13 protein-coding genes, 1 pseudogene and 1 riboswitch are annotated in these 20,061 nt (G+C 72.6%); of the genes and pseudogenes, 3 read left to right on the top strand and 11 right to left on the bottom strand.

The window, feature by feature from the left end:
* Positions 1 to 88 (top strand): annotated as a pseudogene (locus ACFWPI_RS38010) (ABC transporter ATP-binding protein); the annotation flags it as partial.
* Between the two features lie 63 nt (positions 89 to 151).
* A complete protein-coding gene (locus tag ACFWPI_RS38015) occupies positions 152 to 2,710 on the top strand; it encodes an ABC transporter permease (RefSeq protein WP_380379515.1) in 2,559 nt (852 codons plus the stop codon).
* Positions 2,711 to 2,910: 200 nt separating this feature from the next.
* Here ACFWPI_RS38015 and ACFWPI_RS38020 read toward each other — a convergent pair whose 3' ends face one another.
* From ACFWPI_RS38020 to ACFWPI_RS38050, 7 genes are all read right to left on the bottom strand, one after another.
* Complete coding sequence (locus ACFWPI_RS38020; RefSeq protein ID WP_063348030.1) at positions 2,911 to 4,278, bottom strand: NAD(P)/FAD-dependent oxidoreductase; 1,368 nt, start codon at positions 4,276 to 4,278, stop codon at positions 2,911 to 2,913.
* 428 nt (positions 4,279 to 4,706) lie between these two features.
* A complete protein-coding gene (locus tag ACFWPI_RS38025) occupies positions 4,707 to 5,642 on the bottom strand; it encodes a Ppx/GppA phosphatase family protein (protein WP_063348031.1) in 936 nt (311 codons plus the stop codon).
* Between the two features lie 2 nt (positions 5,643 to 5,644).
* Positions 5,645 to 6,313: a DUF501 domain-containing protein gene (locus tag ACFWPI_RS38030; protein WP_079136261.1), complete on the bottom strand. Its 669-nt coding sequence runs from the start codon at positions 6,311 to 6,313 to the stop codon at positions 5,645 to 5,647.
* Complete coding sequence (locus tag ACFWPI_RS38035) at positions 6,285 to 6,797, bottom strand: septum formation initiator family protein (RefSeq protein WP_380379519.1); 513 nt, start codon at positions 6,795 to 6,797, stop codon at positions 6,285 to 6,287. The genes ACFWPI_RS38030 and ACFWPI_RS38035 overlap by 29 nt, the downstream gene beginning before the upstream one ends.
* 156 nt (positions 6,798 to 6,953) lie before the next feature.
* Complete coding sequence (eno, locus tag ACFWPI_RS38040; protein WP_363588371.1) at positions 6,954 to 8,240, bottom strand: phosphopyruvate hydratase; 1,287 nt, start codon at positions 8,238 to 8,240, stop codon at positions 6,954 to 6,956.
* Positions 8,241 to 8,491: 251 nt separating this feature from the next.
* The gene (locus ACFWPI_RS38045) at positions 8,492 to 9,409 is read right to left on the bottom strand and encodes a transglycosylase family protein (RefSeq protein ID WP_380379522.1); all 918 of its coding nucleotides are present in this window, start codon (positions 9,407 to 9,409) and stop codon (positions 8,492 to 8,494) included.
* A gap of 5 nt (positions 9,410 to 9,414) precedes the next feature.
* Positions 9,415 to 9,582: riboswitch (cyclic di-AMP (ydaO/yuaA leader) on the bottom strand.
* Positions 9,583 to 9,792: 210 nt separating this feature from the next.
* Positions 9,793 to 11,100: a cytochrome P450 gene (locus ACFWPI_RS38050; RefSeq protein ID WP_380379525.1), complete on the bottom strand. Its 1,308-nt coding sequence runs from the start codon at positions 11,098 to 11,100 to the stop codon at positions 9,793 to 9,795.
* Between the two features lie 275 nt (positions 11,101 to 11,375).
* Between ACFWPI_RS38050 and ACFWPI_RS38055 the strand changes: the two genes are divergently transcribed.
* Positions 11,376 to 11,801 (top strand): SDR family NAD(P)-dependent oxidoreductase, encoded by a 426-nt coding sequence (locus ACFWPI_RS38055; RefSeq protein ID WP_063348037.1) that lies wholly within the window; start codon positions 11,376 to 11,378, stop codon positions 11,799 to 11,801.
* Positions 11,802 to 11,818: 17 nt separating this feature from the next.
* On the opposite strand, the gene ACFWPI_RS38060 is transcribed toward ACFWPI_RS38055, so the two are convergent.
* The 4 genes from ACFWPI_RS38060 to ACFWPI_RS38075 all read right to left on the bottom strand — a co-directional run.
* Positions 11,819 to 12,847, bottom strand: coding sequence for a MazG family protein (locus ACFWPI_RS38060; protein ID WP_063348038.1), 1,029 nt, complete (start codon positions 12,845 to 12,847; stop codon positions 11,819 to 11,821).
* A gap of 91 nt (positions 12,848 to 12,938) precedes the next feature.
* A complete protein-coding gene (mfd, locus tag ACFWPI_RS38065; protein WP_380379529.1) occupies positions 12,939 to 16,592 on the bottom strand; it encodes a transcription-repair coupling factor in 3,654 nt (1,217 codons plus the stop codon).
* 765 nt (positions 16,593 to 17,357) lie between these two features.
* Entirely contained in the window at positions 17,358 to 18,722 is a 1,365-nt protein-coding gene (locus ACFWPI_RS38070; protein ID WP_380379532.1) for a hypothetical protein, read from the bottom strand.
* Between the two features lie 266 nt (positions 18,723 to 18,988).
* Positions 18,989 to 20,061 (bottom strand): SUKH-4 family immunity protein (locus ACFWPI_RS38075; protein ID WP_380425341.1); only part of this gene is annotated, 1,073 nt, incomplete at its 5' end.

Consider the following 20,061-nt stretch of genomic DNA (forward strand, 5'->3'; position numbering starts at 1 on the left):
CCGCATCGTCGACGAACTCCACCACCCCACCGCCGACACCGTCCTGGACCGCATGCGCCGCTTCGACGCCAAGGGCCGCACCAGCTAGAGCATCCACCAGCCAGGGCCAGCCAGCCCAGCCGCCGCCCCTACGCGAAACCCAGGACACCCCATGTACCGCACCGCACTGCGCAACGTGCTGGCCCACAAGGGCCGACTCCTCATGACGGCGCTGGCCGTCATGCTCGGCACCGCCTTCGTCGCCGGCACCATGGTCTTCTCCGACACCTTCGGCAAGGCCATGCGGGACAACAACTCCAAGAGCTACTCGGACGTCTCGGTCCAGGTCGTGGACTACTCGGCCGGCTCCCGCGCCGGCGCCAAGCAGAAGAGCGAGAGCGGCAACGCCTCGCTCACCGACACCACCGTCCAGCAGCTGGCCGCCCTGCCGGGCACCGCCAACGCCCGCGGCGTGGTCAGCGGCTTCACCGGGGTCGCCGACCGGAGCGGCAACCTGATCGGCCAGTTCTGGGCCGCCAAGGGCGCCAACTTCGCCCCGGCCGCAGACGGCAAGGACCCGCGCTACCCGATGGCCGAGGGCCAGGGCCCGAAGAACGGCAAGGAGATCGCCCTCGACCGCAAGACCGCCGACAAGGCCGGCTACAAGATCGGCGACACCATCCGGATCGCCATCAACGGCCCGGTGGTCGAGGCGAAGCTCACCGGCGTCTTCACCACCGACGACCCGGTGGTGAACAGCGGCGGCACCCTCACCCTGTTCGACCGCGCCACCGCCCAGCAGCTGCTGCTGGAGCCCGGCCACTTCAGCAGCATCGTGCTCACCGCCAAGCCCGGCACCAGCGAGGACGCGCTGCTCGCCCAGGTCCAGCCCAAGGTGCCGTCCGGCCAGCACTTCGACGTCGAGACGGGCGCCAAGCTCAAGGCCGACGAGCAGGAGATGATCACCAAGGCCACCGACAGCATGCGCACCATGCTGCTGGTCTTCGCCGGGATCTCGCTCTTCGTCGGCATCTTCATCATCGCCAACACCTTCACCATGCTGGTCGCCCAGCGCACCAAGGAACTCGCGCTGCTGCGGGCGATCGGCGCCAGCCGCAAGCAGGTCACCCGCTCGGTGCTGGTCGAGGCCCTGGCGATCGGCACCGTCGCGGCGCTGGCCGGGCTGCTCGCCGGCATCGGGATCGGCGCCGGCATGCAGGCCCTGATGAGCCAGCTGAACGAGAACATGCCGCACGGCACGCTGGTCATCAAGCCGCTCACCATCGCGGTGACCCTGGCCGTCGGCGTCCTGGTGACGGTGCTGTCCGCCCTGCTGCCGGCCGTGCGCGCCTCCCGGATCGCCCCGGTGGCGGCGATGAGCAGCGGCGACCAGCCGACCAGCCAGAAGAGCCTGCTGGTCCGCAACGCGATCGGCTCGGCGCTCACCGCCGGCGGCCTCGCGCTGATCGGCTTCGGCGCCTCCACCGGCAACGACAGCGGCCGCCTGCCGGTCGGCCTCGGCGCCCTGCTCGCCCTGATCGGCGTGTTCGTCCTGCTGCCGCTGCTCTCCCGCCCGGTGGTCGCGCTGATCGGCCCGCTGCTGCGCGGGCTCGGCGGCACCCCGGGCAAGCTCGCCCAGCAGAACGCGGTCCGCAACCCGCGCCGCACCGCGTCCACCGCCGCCGCGCTCACCATCGGCCTGACCCTGGTCAGCGGCCTCACCGTGATCGGTGCCTCGGTCGGCGGCGCGATCGACAAGGCCGTCACCAGCTCGATGAAGTCCGACTACATGGTCTCGGGCGCCAACCACATGAGCCTGTCCGAGCAGGTGCCCGGTGAGATCGCCAAGGCCCCCGGGGTGGCCGCCTCCTCCGCGGTGACGACCGCCAGGTGGGAGCTCGACGGCACCGGCGTGACGATCACCGGCATGGACGCCGGCTCCTTCGACCAGCTCGCCGAGGTCAAGCTGACCAGCGGCGCCACCGCCGCCCTCGGCCAGGGCAAGGTCCTGGTGGACCAGGAGCTCGCCACGAAGCTCCACGTCACCGCCGGCTCGACGATGGCGGTCTCCTACCCGGACCAGTCCACCGGCCAGCTCACCGTCGGCGGCGTGTACGAGAAGGGCGGCATGCTCGGCTCGGTCCTGCTGGCCAACAGCGAGGTCGCCAAGCACGAGGCGAAGCCCTACATCACCGACGTCCTGGTCAAGGGCAAGGACGGCGCCACCTCCGCGCTCAAGCAGTCCCTCAAGGACGCCACCGGCGCCAACCCGGTGATCGACGTCAAGTCCAAGCAGGACGTCCGCGACGACTTCAGCCAGACCATCACCTTCGCGCTGAACCTGATGTACGGCCTGCTGGCGATGTCCGTGCTGGTCGCGATCCTGGGCGTGATCAACACGCTGGCGATGTCGGTCTTCGAGCGCAAGCGCGAGATCGGGATGCTGCGGGCGATCGGCCTGGACCGCCGGGGCATCAAGCGGATGGTCCGCCTGGAGTCCGTGGTGATCTCGCTGTTCGGCGCCGGCATCGGCCTGCTGCTCGGCTGCTTCATCGCCTGGGCGATCAACGGCACCCTGAAGTCCAGCCTGAGCGGCCTGACCACCGTCCTGCCGTTCGGCCAGCTGGCGCTGTTCCTGGCCCTGGCCGGGGTGGTCGGCCTGGTCGCCGCGATCTGGCCCGCCCGCCGGGCGTCCAAGCTGGACATCCTGGAGAGCATCAAGACCGACTGACCGCCCCTCACGGGCCCGCCCAGCGGGCGGACGACGAGAAAGGGCCCCTGCCGGAGGGTTTCGGCAGGGGCCCTTCTACTTCTGTACTCCGCCCGGTCGCACGGCCGGCTGAGCACCACGGAGGTCGTGGTCCGGCGACACTGCCGGGCGGAGGGCCTCCGACTCATACCCCGGTGCTCCCACACCGGGGTCGCAGTCGCTTACTTGCTGGCGAGTTCCTTCTCGGCGGCCGGCTTGGCGGCCTCCACGGGCTTCGTGGGCGCCGTGACCTCCTGGATCGGCAGGCGCGGCTGCTCCATCTGGGAGAGGCCGACCATCTCGCGCTTCAGGAACATGGCCAGCGTCCAGTCGGTGAAGACCCGGACCTTGCGGTTCATGGTCGGGACCATGGCGCCGTGGTACGCGCGGTGGAACCACCAGGCCAGGCGGCCCTTCAGCTTGACCTTGCCGAAGAGGATCGCGACGCCCTTGTGCAGGCCCAGGCCGGCGACCGCACCGAGGTTCTTGTGCTCGTAGTTCTTCTGCGGGAAGCCCCGCATGCCCGAGATGACGTTGTCACCGAGGACGGCGGCCTGGCGCACGGCGTGCTGCGCGTTCGGCGGGCACCAGGCGCCCTCGCCGGAGGCGAGGTCCGGGACCTGGGCGTTGTCGCCGGCGGACCAGACGTAGTCGAAGCCCTGGACCTGGAGGGTCGGCGCGGTGTCGACGTGGCCGCGCGGGCCCAGCGGCAGGCCGAAGTTGGCCAGCACCGGGTTCGGCTTCACGCCGGCCGTCCACACGATGGTGGAGGCGTCCATCTCCAGGCCGTTCTTCAGCACCACGTGCTGGTCGACGCAGGAGTCCATCGAGGTCTCGATGTAGACCTCGATCTTCCGCTCCTCGAGCTTCTCCTTGGTCCACAGACCGAGGTCCGGGCCCATCTCCGGGAGGATGCGGTTGGCCGCCTCCACCAGGACGAAGCGCATGTCGTCACGGCTGACGGTCTTGTAGATCTTGGCGGCGTCGCGCGCCATGTCCTCGACCTCGGCGATCGTCTCGACACCGGCGAAGCCGCCGCCGATGACGACGAAGGTCAGGGCCTTGCGGCGGACCTCCTCGTCGGCGGTGGACTCGGCCTTGTCGAGCTGGGCCATGACGTGGTTGCGGAGGCTGATGGCCTCCTCCACCGTCTTCATGCCGATGCCGTGCTCCGCCAGACCCGGGATCGGGAAGGTGCGGGAGACCGAGCCGGTCGCGACGACCAGGTACTCGAAGGGCAGCTCGTAGCTGTCGCCGGCCGCGGGCTGGATGGTGGCGACCTTGCGGGCGTGGTCCACACCGGTGACCGCACCGGTGAGCACCTCCGCCTTCTTGAGGGCGCTGCGCAGCGGCGCGACGAGGTTGCGGGGCGCGACGTTGCCGCCGGCCGCCTCGGGGAGGAAGGGCAGGTACGTCATGTACGACCGCGGGTCCACGACCGTGACGGTCGCTTCGCCGTAACGCATCTTCTTGAGGATGCGCATCGCGGCATACAGGCCGACGTAACCACCGCCGACAATGAGGATGCGAGGACGCTCCGTGGTGCTCATATCCGAAAGTATCCAGCACCGTCCGGAGCAGCCTTCGTGAGCCCGGTCACAAGCTTCTGGACACCCCGTGCTACACTGCGCGGCCGCAAATCCGGGCCCAGCGCGCCGGCTCACGGCCTTGGGCGCCCCCTCGTGGGCGCACGCCGGAATACCACCCTGCTGAGCAGCAACGATCCGTACGGCGCCCGGGTTCCCGCTCGTGATTTCGATTTTCAAACCTCAACCGAGGCTTGACCTGCGATCCAGGGGTCGTCACGGCGAGCAGACCTTCGGTCCCACATTTCGGACGTAGCGGGCGAGCGGGTGCGACGAATGACTGGATCGCCATGTGAAGAAATTCACGAACTTTCCCGCACCGGTCCGGGCGCGCCCCGGCCCCGGACCCCCGAAAGGGGTGCCGGGGCCGGTCGGGTAAGGCCCGCAGGAGGTCAGGAGGCCATACTCCAGGCGATGCCGTCCAGGATGTCGTGCTCGCTCACGACCACCTCGGCCGCGCCCGTCCGCTCCATGATCTCCAGCAGCTCCAGCGCGCCGGCCGCGATCACGTCCACCCGGCCCGGGTGCATCGACGGGATGGCCGCGCGCTCGGCGTGGGTGGCACCCAGCAGCTCACGGGCGATCCCGGCGACCCGCTCCCGGCCGATCCGCGAGTGGTGGATCGCCGCCGAGTCGTAGGCCGGCAGGTCCTGGGCGATCGCGGACACCGTGGTGACCGTCCCGGCCAGGCCCACCAGGGTGGCCGCGCCGCGCAGCGGGACGACCTCCTCGGCCTTGTCCAGCTCGGCCCGCACGTGCGCCCGGGCCGTCTCGATCTGCTCCGGCGAGGGCAGCTCGGCGCCACCGAAGTGCCGCTCGGTGAGCCGGACGCAGCCGATGTCCACCGAGCGCGCCGCCTGCACGTCCGCACCGCCCAGCACGAACTCGGTCGAACCGCCGCCGAGGTCGAACACCAGGTACGGCGCCGGGAACTGGCCGCCGGTCAGCTCCTTGGTGGCACCCACGAAGGACAGGTGCGCCTCCTCCTCGCCGCTCACCACCTCGGGCTCGACGCCCAGGATCGCGCGCACGCCCTCGACGTACTCGTCGCTGTTCTCGGCGTCCCGCGAGGCGCTGGTGGCGACGAAGCGGGTGCGCTCCGGGCCGACCCCGAACCCCGCGATGACCTCCCGGTACTCGCGGCAGGCCGCGAAGGTGCGGGCCAGCGCGTCCGGGTGCAGCCGGCCGGTCTGGTCCACGCCCTGGCCCAACCGGTTGATGATCATGCGGCGGTCGAGGTCGGTGATCTCCCCGGTGGCCGGGTCCAGGTCGGCGACCAGCAGCCGGATCGAGTTGGTGCCGCAGTCGATCGCGGCCACCCGGGTCATGCTCACGCGGACTCCCCGGGGTCGGACTCCTCGGCGGCCCGCTTCTTCGCGGCGCGCTCGGCGGCCTTCTGCTGCTTGGCCTCGATCACGGCCTGGTGGTCCTGCTCCTTGGCCCGGTTGCGGGCGACCCGCCCACCGGCGGCCTCGACCTCGGCCGGGGAGACGCAGGGGCCCTTGGCCCACCAGTCCTCCAGCAGGCCGATCGCCTCGTCGCCGAGCGGGTTGACGCCCTCGCCGGCCGCCAGCGAGTGGCCGACCAGCACGTGCAGGCACTTCACCCGGTCCGGCATGCCACCGGCGCTCGGGAAGCCCTCCAGCACCTCGATGGCGTCGCGCCGGGCGATGTAGTCCTCGTGCGCCTTCTGGTAGGCGGCGGCCAGCTCCGGGTCCTCGGCGAGCCGGGCGGTCTGCTCCTTCATCACGCCGTCCGCCTCCAGGGTGCCGATCAGCGAGGCGGCCTTGGGGCAGGTCAGGTAGTACAGCGTCGGGAACGGCGTGCCGTCCGGCAGTCGGGGGGCCGTCTCCACGACGTCCGGGTTGCCGCAGGGGCAGCGGTGCGCCACGCCGCGCAGGCCGCGCGGCACCCGGCCGAGCTGGGCGGCGATGGCGGCGACGTCGGCGTCGGAGACGGCGGGGTGGTTCTCAGTGGTCATGGGGGGAGGTGTCTCCAGCGGGGGACGGTGGGAGCGGACGGGGGGAGGCGGGGGCCGGGGCGGCGGCGTCGGTGGTGTCGGCGGCGTCGACCGAGTCCCAGATGCTGGCGTACCAGGGCTTGGCGGCCCGCGCCGAGCCGCCGGACGCGCCGTCGGAGGCGGCCGAGCCGGCGGCGGCAGCGGAACCGGTGGCGGACGCCGAGGGCCGGGCGGCGGCCGGACCGGCCGGATCCACCGCGATGTACGGGGTCTCCCCCGGCATCGCGTAGTGCAGCCGGGCGCGGGCCTGCGCCTTGACGTACTCGGGGTCCTGCCAGCGGGCCTTCTCCCGGCGCAGCTGCTCGACCTGCTGGCGGGAGCGGTCGGCCTTCGCCTGCTGGGCGGAGATCTCGGCGCGCTGGGAGATGAACTGCCGCGTCGGGTAGGCGAGGATCGCCACCAGCGAGCAGAGCACCAGGACGAGGACGGTCGCCCGGCTCGTGAAGCGAGGCCGGGCCGCCAAGCCCGGGATCCTCCAGCCTGCCATCTCCCGTTCCCCTCCTGGTCGCGACGGTGCCCCGCCGTCCACCCTACGGGGTGAACGGCGGGGCACCGGTCAGGCGTGCTCACCGGTCGGCGGAGCGACCGTGCTCGCCGCTCCGAGGAGCGGCTGTGCTTGCTACTCCGCGGAACGGAAGCGCGGGAAGGCGCCGCGGCCGGCGTACTCGGCGGCGTCGTCGAGGATCTCCTCGATGCGCAGCAGCTGGTTGTACTTGGCGACGCGCTCGGAGCGGGCCGGGGCGCCGGTCTTGATCTGGCCGCAGTTGGTGGCGACGGCCAGGTCGGCGATGGTGACGTCCTCGGTCTCGCCGGAGCGGTGCGACATCATGCAGCGGTAGCCGTTGCGCTGGGCCAGCTCGACGGCGTCCAGGGTCTCGGTCAGCGAGCCGATCTGGTTCACCTTCACCAGCAGCGCGTTGGCGGTGCCGGTCTCGATGCCCCTGGCCAGGCGGGCCGGGTTGGTGACGAACAGGTCGTCGCCGACCAGCTGGACCTTGTCGCCCAGCTTGACGGTCATGGCCTTCCAGCCGTCCCAGTCCGACTCGTCCAGCGGGTCCTCGATGGAGACCAGCGGGTAGGCGTCGACCAGCTCGGCGTAGTACTCGATGAGCTCGGCGGCGGAGATGGCCTTGCCCTCGAACTGGTAGGCGCCGTCCTCGTAGAACTCGGACGCGGCGACGTCCAGGGCGAGCGCGATGTCGCGGCCGGGCACGTAGCCGGCCTTCTGGATGGCCTCGGTGATGAGGTCCAGGGCCTCGCGGTTGCTGTCCAGGTTCGGCGCGAAGCCGCCCTCGTCGCCGAGGCCGGTGGACAGGCCGCGCTCCTTCAGCACGCCCTTGAGGGTGTGGTAGACCTCGACGCCCCAGCGGACGGCCTCGGAGAAGGACTCCGCGCCGATCGGGGCGATCATGAACTCCTGGATGTCGACGTTGGAGTCCGCGTGCGAACCGCCGTTGAGGATGTTCATCATCGGAACGGGCAGCACGTGCGCGTTCGGGCCGCCCAGGTAGCGGAACAGCGGCAGGTCGCTGGCCTCGGAGGCGGCGTGCGCCACGGCCAGCGAGACGCCCAGGATCGCGTTGGCGCCGAGCGAGGACTTGTCCGGGGTGGCGTCCAGGTCGAGCATGGCCTGGTCGATCAGGCGCTGCTCGGTGGCGTCGTAGCCGACCAGCTCCGGGCCGATCTGCTCGATGACGGCCAGGACGGCCTTCTCCACGCCCTTGCCGAAGTAACGGTTCTTGTCACCGTCGCGCAGCTCCAGCGCCTCGAAGGCGCCGGTGGAGGCACCCGACGGGACAGCGGCACGACCGGTGCTGCCGTCGTCGAGGCCGACCTCGACCTCGACCGTGGGGTTGCCACGCGAGTCGAGAATCTCACGGGCTACGACGACATCGATGGACGGCACGAGGCATCTCCTTGCGGAAGCAGGGTCCGGCTGACGTTGGGTGCTGCCGGCGGGACGATTGCGGAGTCGTTACGACCAGAGCCTAACCGCCCCGGCCCCCGGGGCCGCGCTGGCCTCGGTCCCGTCTCAGCGTGTGGCCCCGCTACCCACCAGTAGTTCACCTGCTTGCCTGATCGAAGCGGGCGAATACGGGGGAATGCGGGCGAAGGGGGACGGCGCCCGTCCCCCTTCGCCCGCAGGGCGCGGGCCGCTCAGCCGAGGTGCAGCACCTGGCCGGGCATGATCAGGTTGGGGTTGCCGCCGACGGTGCCGCGGTTGCCGTCGTACACCGACTGCCAGCCGCCGGACACGCCCTGGGCGGCGGCGATCGTCGACAGCGTGTCGCCGGCCCGGACGGTGTAGTCGTGACCGCCCTGCGCGGCGGCGGGCTGCGCGGCCGGGGCGGACTGCGCGGGCTGCGCGGCGCGGGGCGCGTACTGCGGCTGGGCGGCGGGCTGGCCCGCGTACTGCTGGTAGACGCTCTGGTGGCTGGTCCAGTACCAGGCGCCGTTGTTCTGGTACCAGTACACCTTCGCGTCGGCGTCCCAGCCGGCCTTGCCGGAGAAGCCCTGGGTCTGCGGCTGCGTCTGCTGCGGGGCCTGCTGGACGGGCTGCTGGGCGGCCGGCTTCGGGGCGGCCTGCTGGACCGGCTGCTGGGCGGGCTTCGGGGTCTGCGCCTGCTGGGTCGGCTTGGCGGCGGACTGCTTGGCGGGCTTGGCGTCCGTGGAGGTGTCCACGGAGGCCGGGGCGCCGCCCTTGCTCAGACCGGCCTTCTGGGAGCAGACGGGCCAGGCGCCCGGGCCCTGCGAGGCCAGCACCTTCTCGGCGACCGAGATCTGCTGCGCCTTGCTGGCCTGGTTGGCCTGCGGGGCGTAGGAGGTGCCGCCGTACGCCTTCCAGGTGCTGGGCGTGAACTGCAGGCCGCCGGAGAAGCCGTTGCCGGTGTTGATGCTCCAGTTGCCGCCGCTCTCGCACTGGGCGACGGCGTCCCAGGTGGAGGCCGGGGCGGCGGAGGCGCCGGTGGCGGTGAGGAGCGGCATCGCGAGTCCGACGCCGGCCACACCGGCGACGGCGATGGCCTTCTCGGTCTGGGTGCGACGACGGTGGCGGCCAGTTCCAACGAACAGCATGACGAGGTCCCTCTCCGCACGCCTGCGAGGTGAGCTGTCGGGTTCGGACCGGGAGGTGGCCCGGCCGCCGAAAGCGGAAACGATTCCGCTCGGGCGGCTTCACCCCAAGCCGTTGGGGAACGGCAACAAACCTGGTTCCCCCGCCCCTGCCCAGGGTCTGGTCGGTTTCCCGTGACGCGGCGGGCAGGATTCGGCGTTCCGCGCACGAGGTCCGCAGCTGCGAACTCCAGGGAGAGTAGACAGATCATCAGACCAATAACAAGCTCATATCACCGATATCACACACAAATTACGGCGCGTGGTCAATCGCCTACCAACGGCGGCGGTATGTCCGGATTAATGCGGGTTCAGACCCGGCTCCACGACCCGCCGGAGACGCGCCGTCAGCGTGTCGGAGCGTCGGCCGGCGTGACCGGCGCGTGCGGAGAGCGGGCCTCCGGAGTGAATTCGACCGGGAGTTCCCGCAGGCCACGCATGATCAGGCCGCCCCGCCAGCGCAGGTCCTCCGGGTTTTCCACGAGCCGCAGGTCCGGCAGCCGGGAAAGCAGCGTGGTCAGTGCGCTCCGCCCCTCCAGGCGGGCCAGCGGGGCGCCGATGCAGTAGTGGATCCCGTGGCCGAAACCCAGGTGCGGATTGTCCGTGCGGGCCAGGTCCAGGGTGTTCTCGTCCGCGAACCTGGCCGGATCGCGATCCGCCGCGGCCAGCACCACCAGCACCGGATCGCCCACCGGGATGTCCACCCCGCCGATCGACAGCGGCCGCGTCGCGAAGCGCCACGTCGCCATCTCCACCGGCCCGTCGTAGCGCAGGAGTTCCTCGATCCCGGTGTCCAGCAGCGCCGTCTCGCCGCGCACCACCGACTCCTGCAGCAGCCTGCGCTGCTCCGGGTTGCGCAGCAGCGCGTACGTGCCGTTGCCGATCAGGTTGACGGTCGTCTCGAACCCCGCGAACAGGAGGATGAACGCCATCGCGGCGGCCTCGTTCTCGTTCAGGTGCTCGCCGTGGTCGCTCGCCCGGATCAGGCCCGAGATCAGGTCCTCGCCCGGATCCGCCCGCTTGCGGTGGATCAGCTCCAGCAGGTACGCCCGCATCCGCTTCACCGCCCGCCCCACGCCGCCGCGTTGGCCGCCTCCGTGGCCCGGCTTCGTGTGTCGCAGCATCATCCCGGCCCAGTCCCGGAAGTCGTCCTGGTCCTCGGCCGGCACGCCCAGCAGGTCGCAGATCGCGTAGATGGGGAGCGGGAACGCGAACTCGTGGATCAGGTCCGCCGAACCGCGCTGCGCGAAGCCGTCGATCAGCCGGTCCGTGAGCTGCTGCACCCGCGGCTCGAACTCCGCCACCCGGCGCGGCGTGAACGCCTTCGACACCAGCCGGCGCAGCCGGGTGTGGTCCGGCGGGTCGATGTTCAGCAGATGCGTCATCAAGTCCGCCTGGCGCTCCCCCGGAATTCCCACCCGCCCGGTGCGGTGCGCCTGCTCGCTGTGGTGCGCCGGGTTCTTCGACAGCCTGCTGTCCGCCAGCGCCTGCCGCGCGTCCGCGTAGCGGGTCACCAACCAGGCCTCCACCCCGCTCGGCAGCGTCGTGCGGTGCACCGGGGCGTGCTCGCGCAACCAGGCGTAGGCGGGGTACGGATCGGTGGCGAACTCCCAGGTGAAGAGCTGCGGGGCGGCGGGGTCGGGCTGCACTGGCATGCGTCGACCGTATCCGGTGGGTCGGGGCCGCACCGCCTCCGGCGGCCGCGACCGGCGGAGCCGGATCGTCGACACCCGGCGGACGGCCCGCCAACGCTCCGTGGACGCCTCGTGGACGGTCCGTGGACAGCTCTTGGACAGCTCTTGGCCGGGCGGCGGGCGTGACCCTGGTCACCTGAGGGGTAATCCCTGTTGCGGAGGGTCAGGACCTGCCTACGATCCTCCGCAGAAATCGTGGGCGCCGGTGCGGTGTCGCCCACAGGGAGGAGCAGACCATGCGGGTCAGCGGGTCAGTCGTCGTCATCGCGGTACTCGACGGCGGATCGGGAGCCGAGCTCGCCCGCCGGTTCGCCGCCGCCGGAGCCGCCGGAGTGCTGATCGCCGACCAGCGGGCCGGCGTCGCCGAGGACCTCGCCACCGAACTCGACCGGCCGGGCTGCCCCGTCGTCGGCGTCGGCGGCGACATCCGCCGCCCCAGCGACATCGCCGCCCTCGTCGACACCGCCGAGAAGCACCTCGGCCCCATCGACCTGTTCTGCGTCGCCGGCCCCGACGGCGAGCGGATCGTCTCCCTCGCCGAACTGCCCGCCCGCCTCGACCTCGAACGCCTCGCCGAACTCCTCGCCCTCGTCGGCGAGGCCATCGGCGAAGTCGTCCCCCGGCAGCGGCGGCCGATCGAGAACACCGCCACCGCCGCCTGAGGCCCCGCCCGGGCCCGCTACTCGCCGACCGGCTTGAGGCCCTCGGCCGCGCGCACCGCGTCCCGGTAACCGCGCGCGGCCGAGCGCAGCGCCGCGTCCACGTCCACCCCGGCGTCGTGCGCCCGCTGGGCCACCGCCAGCAGCAGCCGGCCCGCCGACTGCGCCGTCAGCTCCGCCGGCAGCGCGTACGGCTCGTCCGGCACGCCCGCGAAGCCCGCCCGGCGCACCCGAGACACCAGCTTCGCCGCGTACGCCAGCGACGGCAGCCCGGCCGGCACGCCGTCCAGCACCGACTCCCGGTCCGCCTTCTCGGCCGCCTTCAGCTGCTCCCAGTTCGCCTCCACCTCGGCGGCGCCCTCCGCCTCGACGTCCCCGAACACGTGCGGGTGCCGGTACATCAGCTTCTCGACGATGTCACCGGCCACGTCGTCGATCGAGAACGCCTCCTCCGGGTGCTCCTCGGCGATCCGGGAGTGGAAGAACACCTGGAGCAGCACGTCGCCCAACTCCTCGCGCAGCGTCTCCCGGTCCCCCTCCTCGATCGCCTCGACCAGCTCGTACGCCTCCTCGACCAGGTACTTCACCAGGCTCTCGTGCGTCTGCTCGGCGTCCCACGGGCAACCGCCCGGCGAGCGCAGCCGGTCCATCACCGACACCAGGTCCAGCAGCCGCGCCCCCGGCAGGTCGTACGACCCCGGCAGCACCTCGATCTCCGGCACCTCACCGGCGTGCTCCACCGCCAGCCGCGCCAGCGCGTCCGTCAGCCCCGGATCCCCGTCCGGGCTGCCCAGCCACACCGTCGGCCCGGCCCCGCCCGGCTGCCCGGTCAGCAGCCGCGCCAGCGCCGGCGCCGACCCCGCCGCCACGACCTCGACCTCCACCCCGGCCTGCCGCACCGCCGCCACCTGCGGATGCCCCGCGTCCGCCGCCAGCACCCGCCCCGCCGACCGCAGTGCCTCCCACGCCGGCCACGCCAGCAATCCGGGGGCCACCCGGTGGGTGGTCGTCAGCAGGATCAGCTTCGCGTCCGGAACATTCGTCGTCACACCCCGAACCTACCCGCCGCCCGCCCGGGACGGGGACGGGGCGGGCGGCGGGCCCGACGGGACCCGCCCCTCCCGCCGGGCCTCGCGGGCGCTACTTCTTCGACCCCGCCAGGTCGTCGAACATCGCCGACAGGAACTCGCTGCACCAGCCCAGCAGCTCCCGCCCGACCAGCGGCTTGCCGCCGATCCGCCCGGTGCTCGGCCGCGGCACCAGCAGCTGCTGGGCGGCCGCCTTGACCTGGCTGCGCGGGTAGAGCCGGTTCAGCCGCAGCTGCTGGGACTCCCGCAGCTCCACCGGCCCGAACCGGACGTTGGCCCCCTGGAGGGTGATGTCCGCGATGCCGCACCGCCGGGCGTACAGCCGCAGCGCCGCGACCAGCAGCAGGTTCTCCACCGGCTCGGGCAGCTTGCCGTAGCGGTCGACGAGCTCGCCCCGGACCTGCTGGATGTCCGCCTCCGAGTTGACCGCCGCGATCGAGCGGTACGCCTGCAGCCGCAGCCGCTCGCCGGGCGCGTAGTCGTGCGGCACGTGCGCGTCGACCGGCAGCTCGATCTTCACCTCCAGCGGCTCCTCCTCCGGCTCGCCGCCGTTCGCCAGCGACTCGCGGAACTCGGCCACCGCCTCGCCGACCATCCGCATGTAGAGGTCGAAGCCGACGCCCGCGATGTGCCCGGACTGCTCGCCGCCGAGCAGGTTGCCGGCGCCGCGGATCTCCAGGTCCTTCATCGCCACGTACATGCCGGCGCCCATCTCGGTGTGCTGGGCGATGGTGGCCAGGCGCTCGTGCGCGGTCTCGGTGAGCGGCTTCTCCGGTGGGTACAGCATGTACGCGTAGCCGCGCTCGCGGCCCCGGCCGACCCGGCCGCGCAGCTGGTGCAGCTGGGAGAGGCCGAAGGTGTCCCCGCGCTCGACGATCAGGGTGTTGGCGTTGGAGATGTCGATGCCGGACTCCACGATCGTGGTCGACACCAGGACGTCGAACTCCTTCTCCCAGAAGTCGACGACGACCTTCTCCAGCTGGTTCTCCCCCATCTGCCCGTGCGCGGTGGCGATCCGCGCCTCGGGGACGAGGTCCTTGAGCCGGGCGGCCGCCTTGTCGATCGACTCCACCCGGTTGTGGATGTAGAACACCTGCCCCTCGCGCAGGAGTTCGCGACGGATCGCGGCCGAGATCTGCTTCTCGTCGTAGGGGCCGACGAAGGTCAGCACCGGGTGCCGCTCCTCCGGCGGGGTGGTGATGGTGGACATCTCGCGGATGCCGGTGACGGCCATCTCCAGGGTGCGCGGGATCGGCGTCGCGGACATGGTGAGCACGTCGACGTTGGCGCGCAGCTTCTTCAGCTGCTCCTTGTGCTCGACGCCGAAGCGCTGCTCCTCGTCGACGATGACCAGGCCGAGGTCCTTGAACCTGGTCTCGGAGGAGAACAGCCGGTGGGTGCCGATGACGACGTCCACCGAGCCCTCGAACAGGCCCTCCAGCACGGCCTTGGCCTCGCTGTCGCTCTGGAACCGGGAGAGCGCCTTCACCGACACCGGGAAGTTGGCGTACCGCTCGGCGAAGGTGGAGAAGTGCTGCTGCACCAGCAGCGTGGTCGGCACCAGCACCGCCACCTGCTTGCCGTCCTGCACCGCCTTGAACGCGGCGCGCACCGCGATCTCGGTCTTGCCGTAGCCGACGTCGCCGCAGATCAGCCGGTCCATCGGGACGGACTTCTCCATGTCGGACTTGACCTCGGCGATGGTGGTCAGCTGGTCCGGCGTCTCCGCGTACGGGAAGGCGTCCTCCAGCTCGCGCTGCCAGGGGGTGTCCGGGCCGAAGGTGTGGCCGGGGGCGGCCATCCGGGCCGAGTACAGCTTGATCAGGTCGGCGGCGATCTCCTTGACCGCCTTCTTGGCCCGCTGCTTGGTCTTCGCCCAGTCCGCGCCGCCGAGCCGGTGCAGCGTCGGGGCCTCGCCGCCGACGTACTTGGTGACCTGGTCGAGCTGGTCGGTCGGCACGAACAGCCGGTCGCCGGGGTGGCCGCGCTTGGCCGGGGCGTACTCCAGCACCAGGTACTCGCGGGTGGCGCCCTGGACGGTGCGCTGCACCATCTCGACGTACCGGCCGACGCCGTGCGCCTCGTGGACGACGTAGTCGCCGGCGGCCAGGGCCAGCGGGTCGATCGCGTTGCGGCGCCTGGACGGCATCCGGCGCATGTCCTTGGTGGAGGACTTCTGGCCGGACAGGTCGGTCTCGGTGATGACCGTGAGTTTCAGGGCCTCGTCGACGAAGCCGTGCTCGATCGAGCCGCAGGAGACGTAGACGACGTCCCGGGTGGGCGCCTCGGCGAGGTCGGCGACCAGCCGGGCCGGGATGCCCTCGTTGCCGAGCACCTCGGCGAGCCGGGAGGCGGGCCCGTGGCCCTCCGTCACCATCACGACCCGCCAGTCGGCGGCCAGCCGCTCCTTGGCGTCGGCGATCGCCCGGGCGGTGTCGCCCCGGTAGGCCTCGACGGCGTGCATGCCGAGGGTGAGCGTGTTGGCGTCGCCGTGCCAGTCAGCGGCTCCGCCGCGGGCAAGCACCTCGTTCACGGTGGACTCGCTGGTCGCGAACGGGCTGACCGACCACCAGGGCAGGCCGATCTCGGCGGCGTGCTCGCGCACCTCGGCGAGCGAGCGCAGCGAGGCGGCGGAGACGTCGATGGTCTCCAGGTCGATCGGCCGGTCCCCGCCGGCCGCGGCCGCCACCCAGGAGGCGTGCAGGAACTCCTGGCTGGTCGCCACCAGGTCGGAGGCCCGGGTGCGGACCCGCTCGGGGTCGCAGACCACGGCGACCGAGCCGAGCGGCAGCACGTCCATCAGCAGTTCCATGTCGTCCACCAGGACGGGCGCCAGCGACTCCATGCCCTCGACCGCGATGCCCTCGGCGATCTTGTCCAGGATCTCGGCCAGCCCGGGGTGCGCGGCGGCCAGCTCGGCGGCCCGCGCCCGCACCTCGTCGGTGAGCAGCAGCTCACGGCAGGGCGGCGCCCACAGGCCGTGCTGGGCGATCTCCAGCGAGCGCTGGTCGGCGACCTTGAAGTAGCGGATCTCCTCGACGTCGTCGCCCCAGAACTCCACCCGCAGCGGGTGCTCCTCGGTCGGCGGGAAGACGTCCAGGATGCCGCCGCGGACGGCGAACTCGCCGCGCTTCTCGACCAGTTCGACGCGCGCGTAGGCGGCGGCGGAGAGCCGCCGGGCGACCTCCTCCAGGTCGTGCGACTCGCCGCGCTGGACGGCCACCGGCTCCAGCTCGGCCAGCCCCTTGACCTGCGGCTGGAGCACCGAGCGGACCGGCGCGACGACCACCTGCACCGGGCCGGCCGCCGGGTCGTCCGCCCGCGGGTGCACGATCCGGCGCAGCACGGCCAGCCGGCGCCCGACGGTGTCCGAGCGGGGCGACAGCCGCTCGTGCGGCAGGGTCTCCCAGGCCGGGTACTCGGCGACCGCGTCCGGCGGCAGCAGCGAGCGCAGCGAGGCGGCGAGGTCCTCGGCCTCCCGGCCGGTCGCGGTGACGGCGAGCACCGGACGGCCCCGCTCGCCGGCGGCCTGGCCGGCCAGCGCGCGGGCGAGCGCGGCGATGGCGAACGGCCGGGCGGCGGGCGGTCCGACCAGGTCCAGGTGGCGGCGGCCGCCGGCCGCGGCTCCGGTGGCGGTCGCCGCCTCGATGGCCTCGGCGAGCGCCGAGTCCCGCGCGACGACATCGAGCAGTCCGGTCAGACTCATCAGGGTCTCTTCTTCGTCCCGTGGCTGGTGCTGCCTCCGGGCGGCAGAGGCCTGCCGGGGCAACGCGAACGGCCCGGCACGCCGAGCGGCCGGGGGTATCCAGCCTACGCCGCGGCACGGACGCACACGCGGCGTACGGCCCGGCGGGGCCGGGCGGGAACGAACCACCGTCCGGGGCGACGAACGGCCCCGGACGGAGCCCGCGACCGGACCGCGACCGGACCGCGGACGAACCACTGGACGGAACACCGGACCGGCCGGTGGACGAACCGTCCGGCCCCTGGTCAGATTCGGCTCCGCGATCTGCCACGAACTGGACATACTCCTGTCACTGCCTGTCCATGGAGATCGCGCACCATGGTGAATGTGCCCGCCGCACCCAACCGTGGGGGATGGCTGTGGCGGCACTGTCGCACCCCCGATGGGGGTCGGAGGTGCGAGGCCGGGCGACCCTGGGTGGGGGCGCCCGCCCAAGCGCCGGGAACCGTGGCGCCCTTTCCTGGAGGGCGCCACGGGTCTCGGCCTCACTCGTGGTCGCCGCCCTGCCGGACCGCGTTCCGGCCCGCCGCCGCCACCAGGCGTGCGGCGACTACCGGCACGACAGGTCGACGCCGTACCGCTCCTCTTCGATTCGCCGCCCCGGCCGGCTACCGGCGCCGGCCGATCGACCGCAACGCGAAGGCCCTGACCGCCCCAGCGGGAGCGGTCAGGGCCCAGGACGCGAAGCTCACCCGGCTGATCGCGGGCGAGCCGCCGGCGCGGCGGTCAGCGACGCCGGTAGCTCACCGTGTTCGGGGTGGCGTAGCCGGCACCGTCGTCCACGATGACGATCTTCGGGATGATCCGGGTCTCGTCCTGCGGCTCCTTCTCGGCGCCTTCGCCGTCGCCGTCGGCCTCCCCCGACCGGGGCGGTCCGACCGGCTTCGGCGGCGCCGCGGCCGGCACGACCGGACCGGTCGCCACCGCCCCGGCGGGCGCACCGGACGCGCCGGGCGCACCGGACGCACCGGAACCGCTCGCGGCCCCGGCGACGGAGGCCCCGCCCACGACCGGCATCCGCAGCCCGGCCGCCGGCTTCTCCCGCGCGGCCGGCGCGACGGCCTTCCGCAGGTCGGCCACCTCGATCTCGCCGGTGTCCGCCTCCGAGTCCACCGGCGCCGCGTCCACCGGCCCCGCGTCGGCGACCGCGTCCGCGACCCGCCGGGCGTCCGCCGGCCCGGCGACCGCCGCCGCCAGCCGCTCCGGCTCGATGGCGCCGACCGCCGCGCCGGTGAGCGAGGCCAGCGTGGCCTTGATGTGGTCCAGGTGCTTCTGCACGGTCTCCAGACGGCCGTCGAACTCGCCCTGCTCGCGTTCGCTCGCCGCGTTGATCCGCTCGGCCTCCCGGCGGGCCTGCTCGATCAGCTGGTCGGCCTTGGCCTGGGCGTCGGTCTCCAGCTGCTTGATCCGGCCGAGCACGGTCTCCCGGTGCTGCTCGGCCTCCTTGACGCGGCGCTCGGCGGTCGCGGAGACCTGGGCGTCCTCGGCGTCGGCCTTGGTCTGGGCCTGGGCGAATGTCTCGTCGGCCTTGCGGCGCAGCTCGGCGAGCGTGGCCTCGGCCTGCTCGCCGGCCTCGGCGGCGGCCACCCGCACCTTGGCGGCGTAGGAGGTGGCGGCGTCCCGGTCGCTGCGGCTCTCCCGGTCGGCCTCGGCCCGGATGCCCTCGGCCTCGGCGCGGGTGCGCTCGTCGGTGCGCCGGGCGGCCTGGTCGGCCTCGGAGCGGGTGGTGGCGGCGTACTCCTTGGCGGCGTGGCCGAGGGCCTGGCCGGCCTCGTAGACCTCGTCCCGGAGGTCCTCGGAGAAGCGCTCGGCCTTCTCCCGGACGGCGCGCGCCTCGTTCTGGGCCATCACCGCCAATCCGGCGGCCTGCTCGCTGAGCACCTCGTAGTCGGGCTCCGGGGCGTCCTCGGCGGCCCGGCGGATGTCGGCCAGCCGGGCCTCCATCTGCCGGAGCCCGGAGCCGAGGACGCTCAGCCGCTCCCACGCCTCGTCGCGCTGCGCGGTGAGGGCGGTGAGGGCTCGGTCGACCTGCTCGGGCGCGTAACCGCGCCGGGCAGAGGTGAAGCCGTACTCGGGGACGGCGTCGCTCATGGGCTCTTCCCCTCATGTCGCGGGCTGCGGAGCCCATGATCGGACGGAACGGACGGATCCGGAACCGGTTCGGCGTCCGGGGCCGAAATCGGACGCCTGGCGGACCGGAATACGTCGAGGACTGGACGAATAGACCCATCCTCTTGACCTATTTTGCGCAGATCTGGGCGAAACCCCAACGAGGCACAGCCACGACGGCATGCCGGAGGGGTCGTTCCAAACACCGGAACGACCCCTCCCCACCTGCGAGGATCCGCGACAACCCGCTACAGCAGGCCGTCCCAGAACTGCTCCAGCAGCACGGCCCACCACGTGTCCGCGGTCTGCAGGGCCGCCGGGTCGATCGCGGCGAGCTGCGCCTGGAAGTCGGTCGTCCAGCGACCGGCCTGGTCCGGGGTCAGCCCGTACCGCAGCCGCCACATCCGGCCCAGCAGGGCCATCGCGCGGACGAACTCCGGTACACCCGTGTTGACGAACCGGGGAGGCTGGCCGGTTCCGTCGACGTCCACGGCGACCACGTTCGCGGTGCCGTACTGGACGCAGAGCTGGCGGCCGTAGTCGTTGCCGAGCACCAGGTAGCCGCCGAAGTCCGGGGCCGCGGGCAGACCGCGCTCGGCGGCCAGCTCGGCGAGCGTCGGGATCGGCCGGCCCTCCTGCGCCTGCGCCCAGAAGAACGGGCCGAAGTCGCGCGGCAGCCCCGCCCACACCAGGGACTGCGACACCGGCTCGGGCACGCCCTGGCGGGAGACCGCGCGCTGCTCGTAGCGGAACACGTTCTGGCCGAAGGCCGCCCCGAGCTCCTGGGCGAGCTGCTGCGGCGGGAGCGGCTGGACCGTCCCCGGCGCGGGCAGCGGCACCCGGGACGGGCGGACCCGCTGGGCCCCGGAGGCCAGCTGGTGCAGCTCGTCCAGGTGGTCGAGCAGCTCGGCCATGCCGGCCTGCCGGGACGCGTGGTCGCGGCCGTAGGCGGCAGTGTGGGTGAGCCGGACGTTCGGCCAGGACGCGGCGATCATGCGGTTGCAGTAGCCGCCCGGCAGGTCGCACGACTCCAGCTCGGTGTAGAGCTCCAGCACCTGCTCCGGCGGCACGTTCAGCCGCCGCAGGTCCTGGAGGATCTTCCACTCCGGGTGCGGGGTGCCGGGCTCGCTGCGGTGCAGCAGCTTCTGCTCGGAGCCGTCCGGGCCCCGGTAGCTGAGCGCGGCGAAGTAGCCGGGGCCGACCGTCGGCACCCCCGGCGGGACGGCAGCGCCCTGCGGCACGCCGGGCACCGGCGCCGGCGGGACGGCCGGGGCCGCGCCGCCCGCGTTCGGGTAGCCGTACCCGGCCGCGGGCGCGGCGG

The sequence above is a fragment of the Kitasatospora sp. NPDC058492 genome, assembly GCF_042720685.1.
GTDB lineage: Bacteria > Actinomycetota > Actinomycetes > Streptomycetales > Streptomycetaceae > Kitasatospora.

What these genes read in the sequence shown, in the direction of transcription:
- ACFWPI_RS38070 (WP_380379532.1), bottom strand. Translation starts at nt 18,722, where the DNA reads ATGAGCGACGCCGTCCCCGAGTACGGCTTCACCTCTGCCCGGCGCGGT.
- ACFWPI_RS38020 (WP_063348030.1), bottom strand. Translation starts at nt 4,278, where the DNA reads ATGAGCACCACGGAGCGTCCTCGCATCCTCATTGTCGGCGGTGGTTAC.
- ACFWPI_RS38045 (WP_380379522.1), bottom strand. Translation starts at nt 9,409, where the DNA reads ATGCTGTTCGTTGGAACTGGCCGCCACCGTCGTCGCACCCAGACCGAG.
- ACFWPI_RS38050 (WP_380379525.1), bottom strand. Translation starts at nt 11,100, where the DNA reads ATGCCAGTGCAGCCCGACCCCGCCGCCCCGCAGCTCTTCACCTGGGAG.
- ACFWPI_RS38015 (WP_380379515.1), top strand. Translation starts at nt 152, where the DNA reads ATGTACCGCACCGCACTGCGCAACGTGCTGGCCCACAAGGGCCGACTC.
- mfd (WP_380379529.1), bottom strand. Translation starts at nt 16,592, where the DNA reads ATGAGTCTGACCGGACTGCTCGATGTCGTCGCGCGGGACTCGGCGCTC.
- ACFWPI_RS38055 (WP_063348037.1), top strand. Translation starts at nt 11,376, where the DNA reads ATGCGGGTCAGCGGGTCAGTCGTCGTCATCGCGGTACTCGACGGCGGA.
- ACFWPI_RS38025 (WP_063348031.1), bottom strand. Translation starts at nt 5,642, where the DNA reads ATGACCCGGGTGGCCGCGATCGACTGCGGCACCAACTCGATCCGGCTG.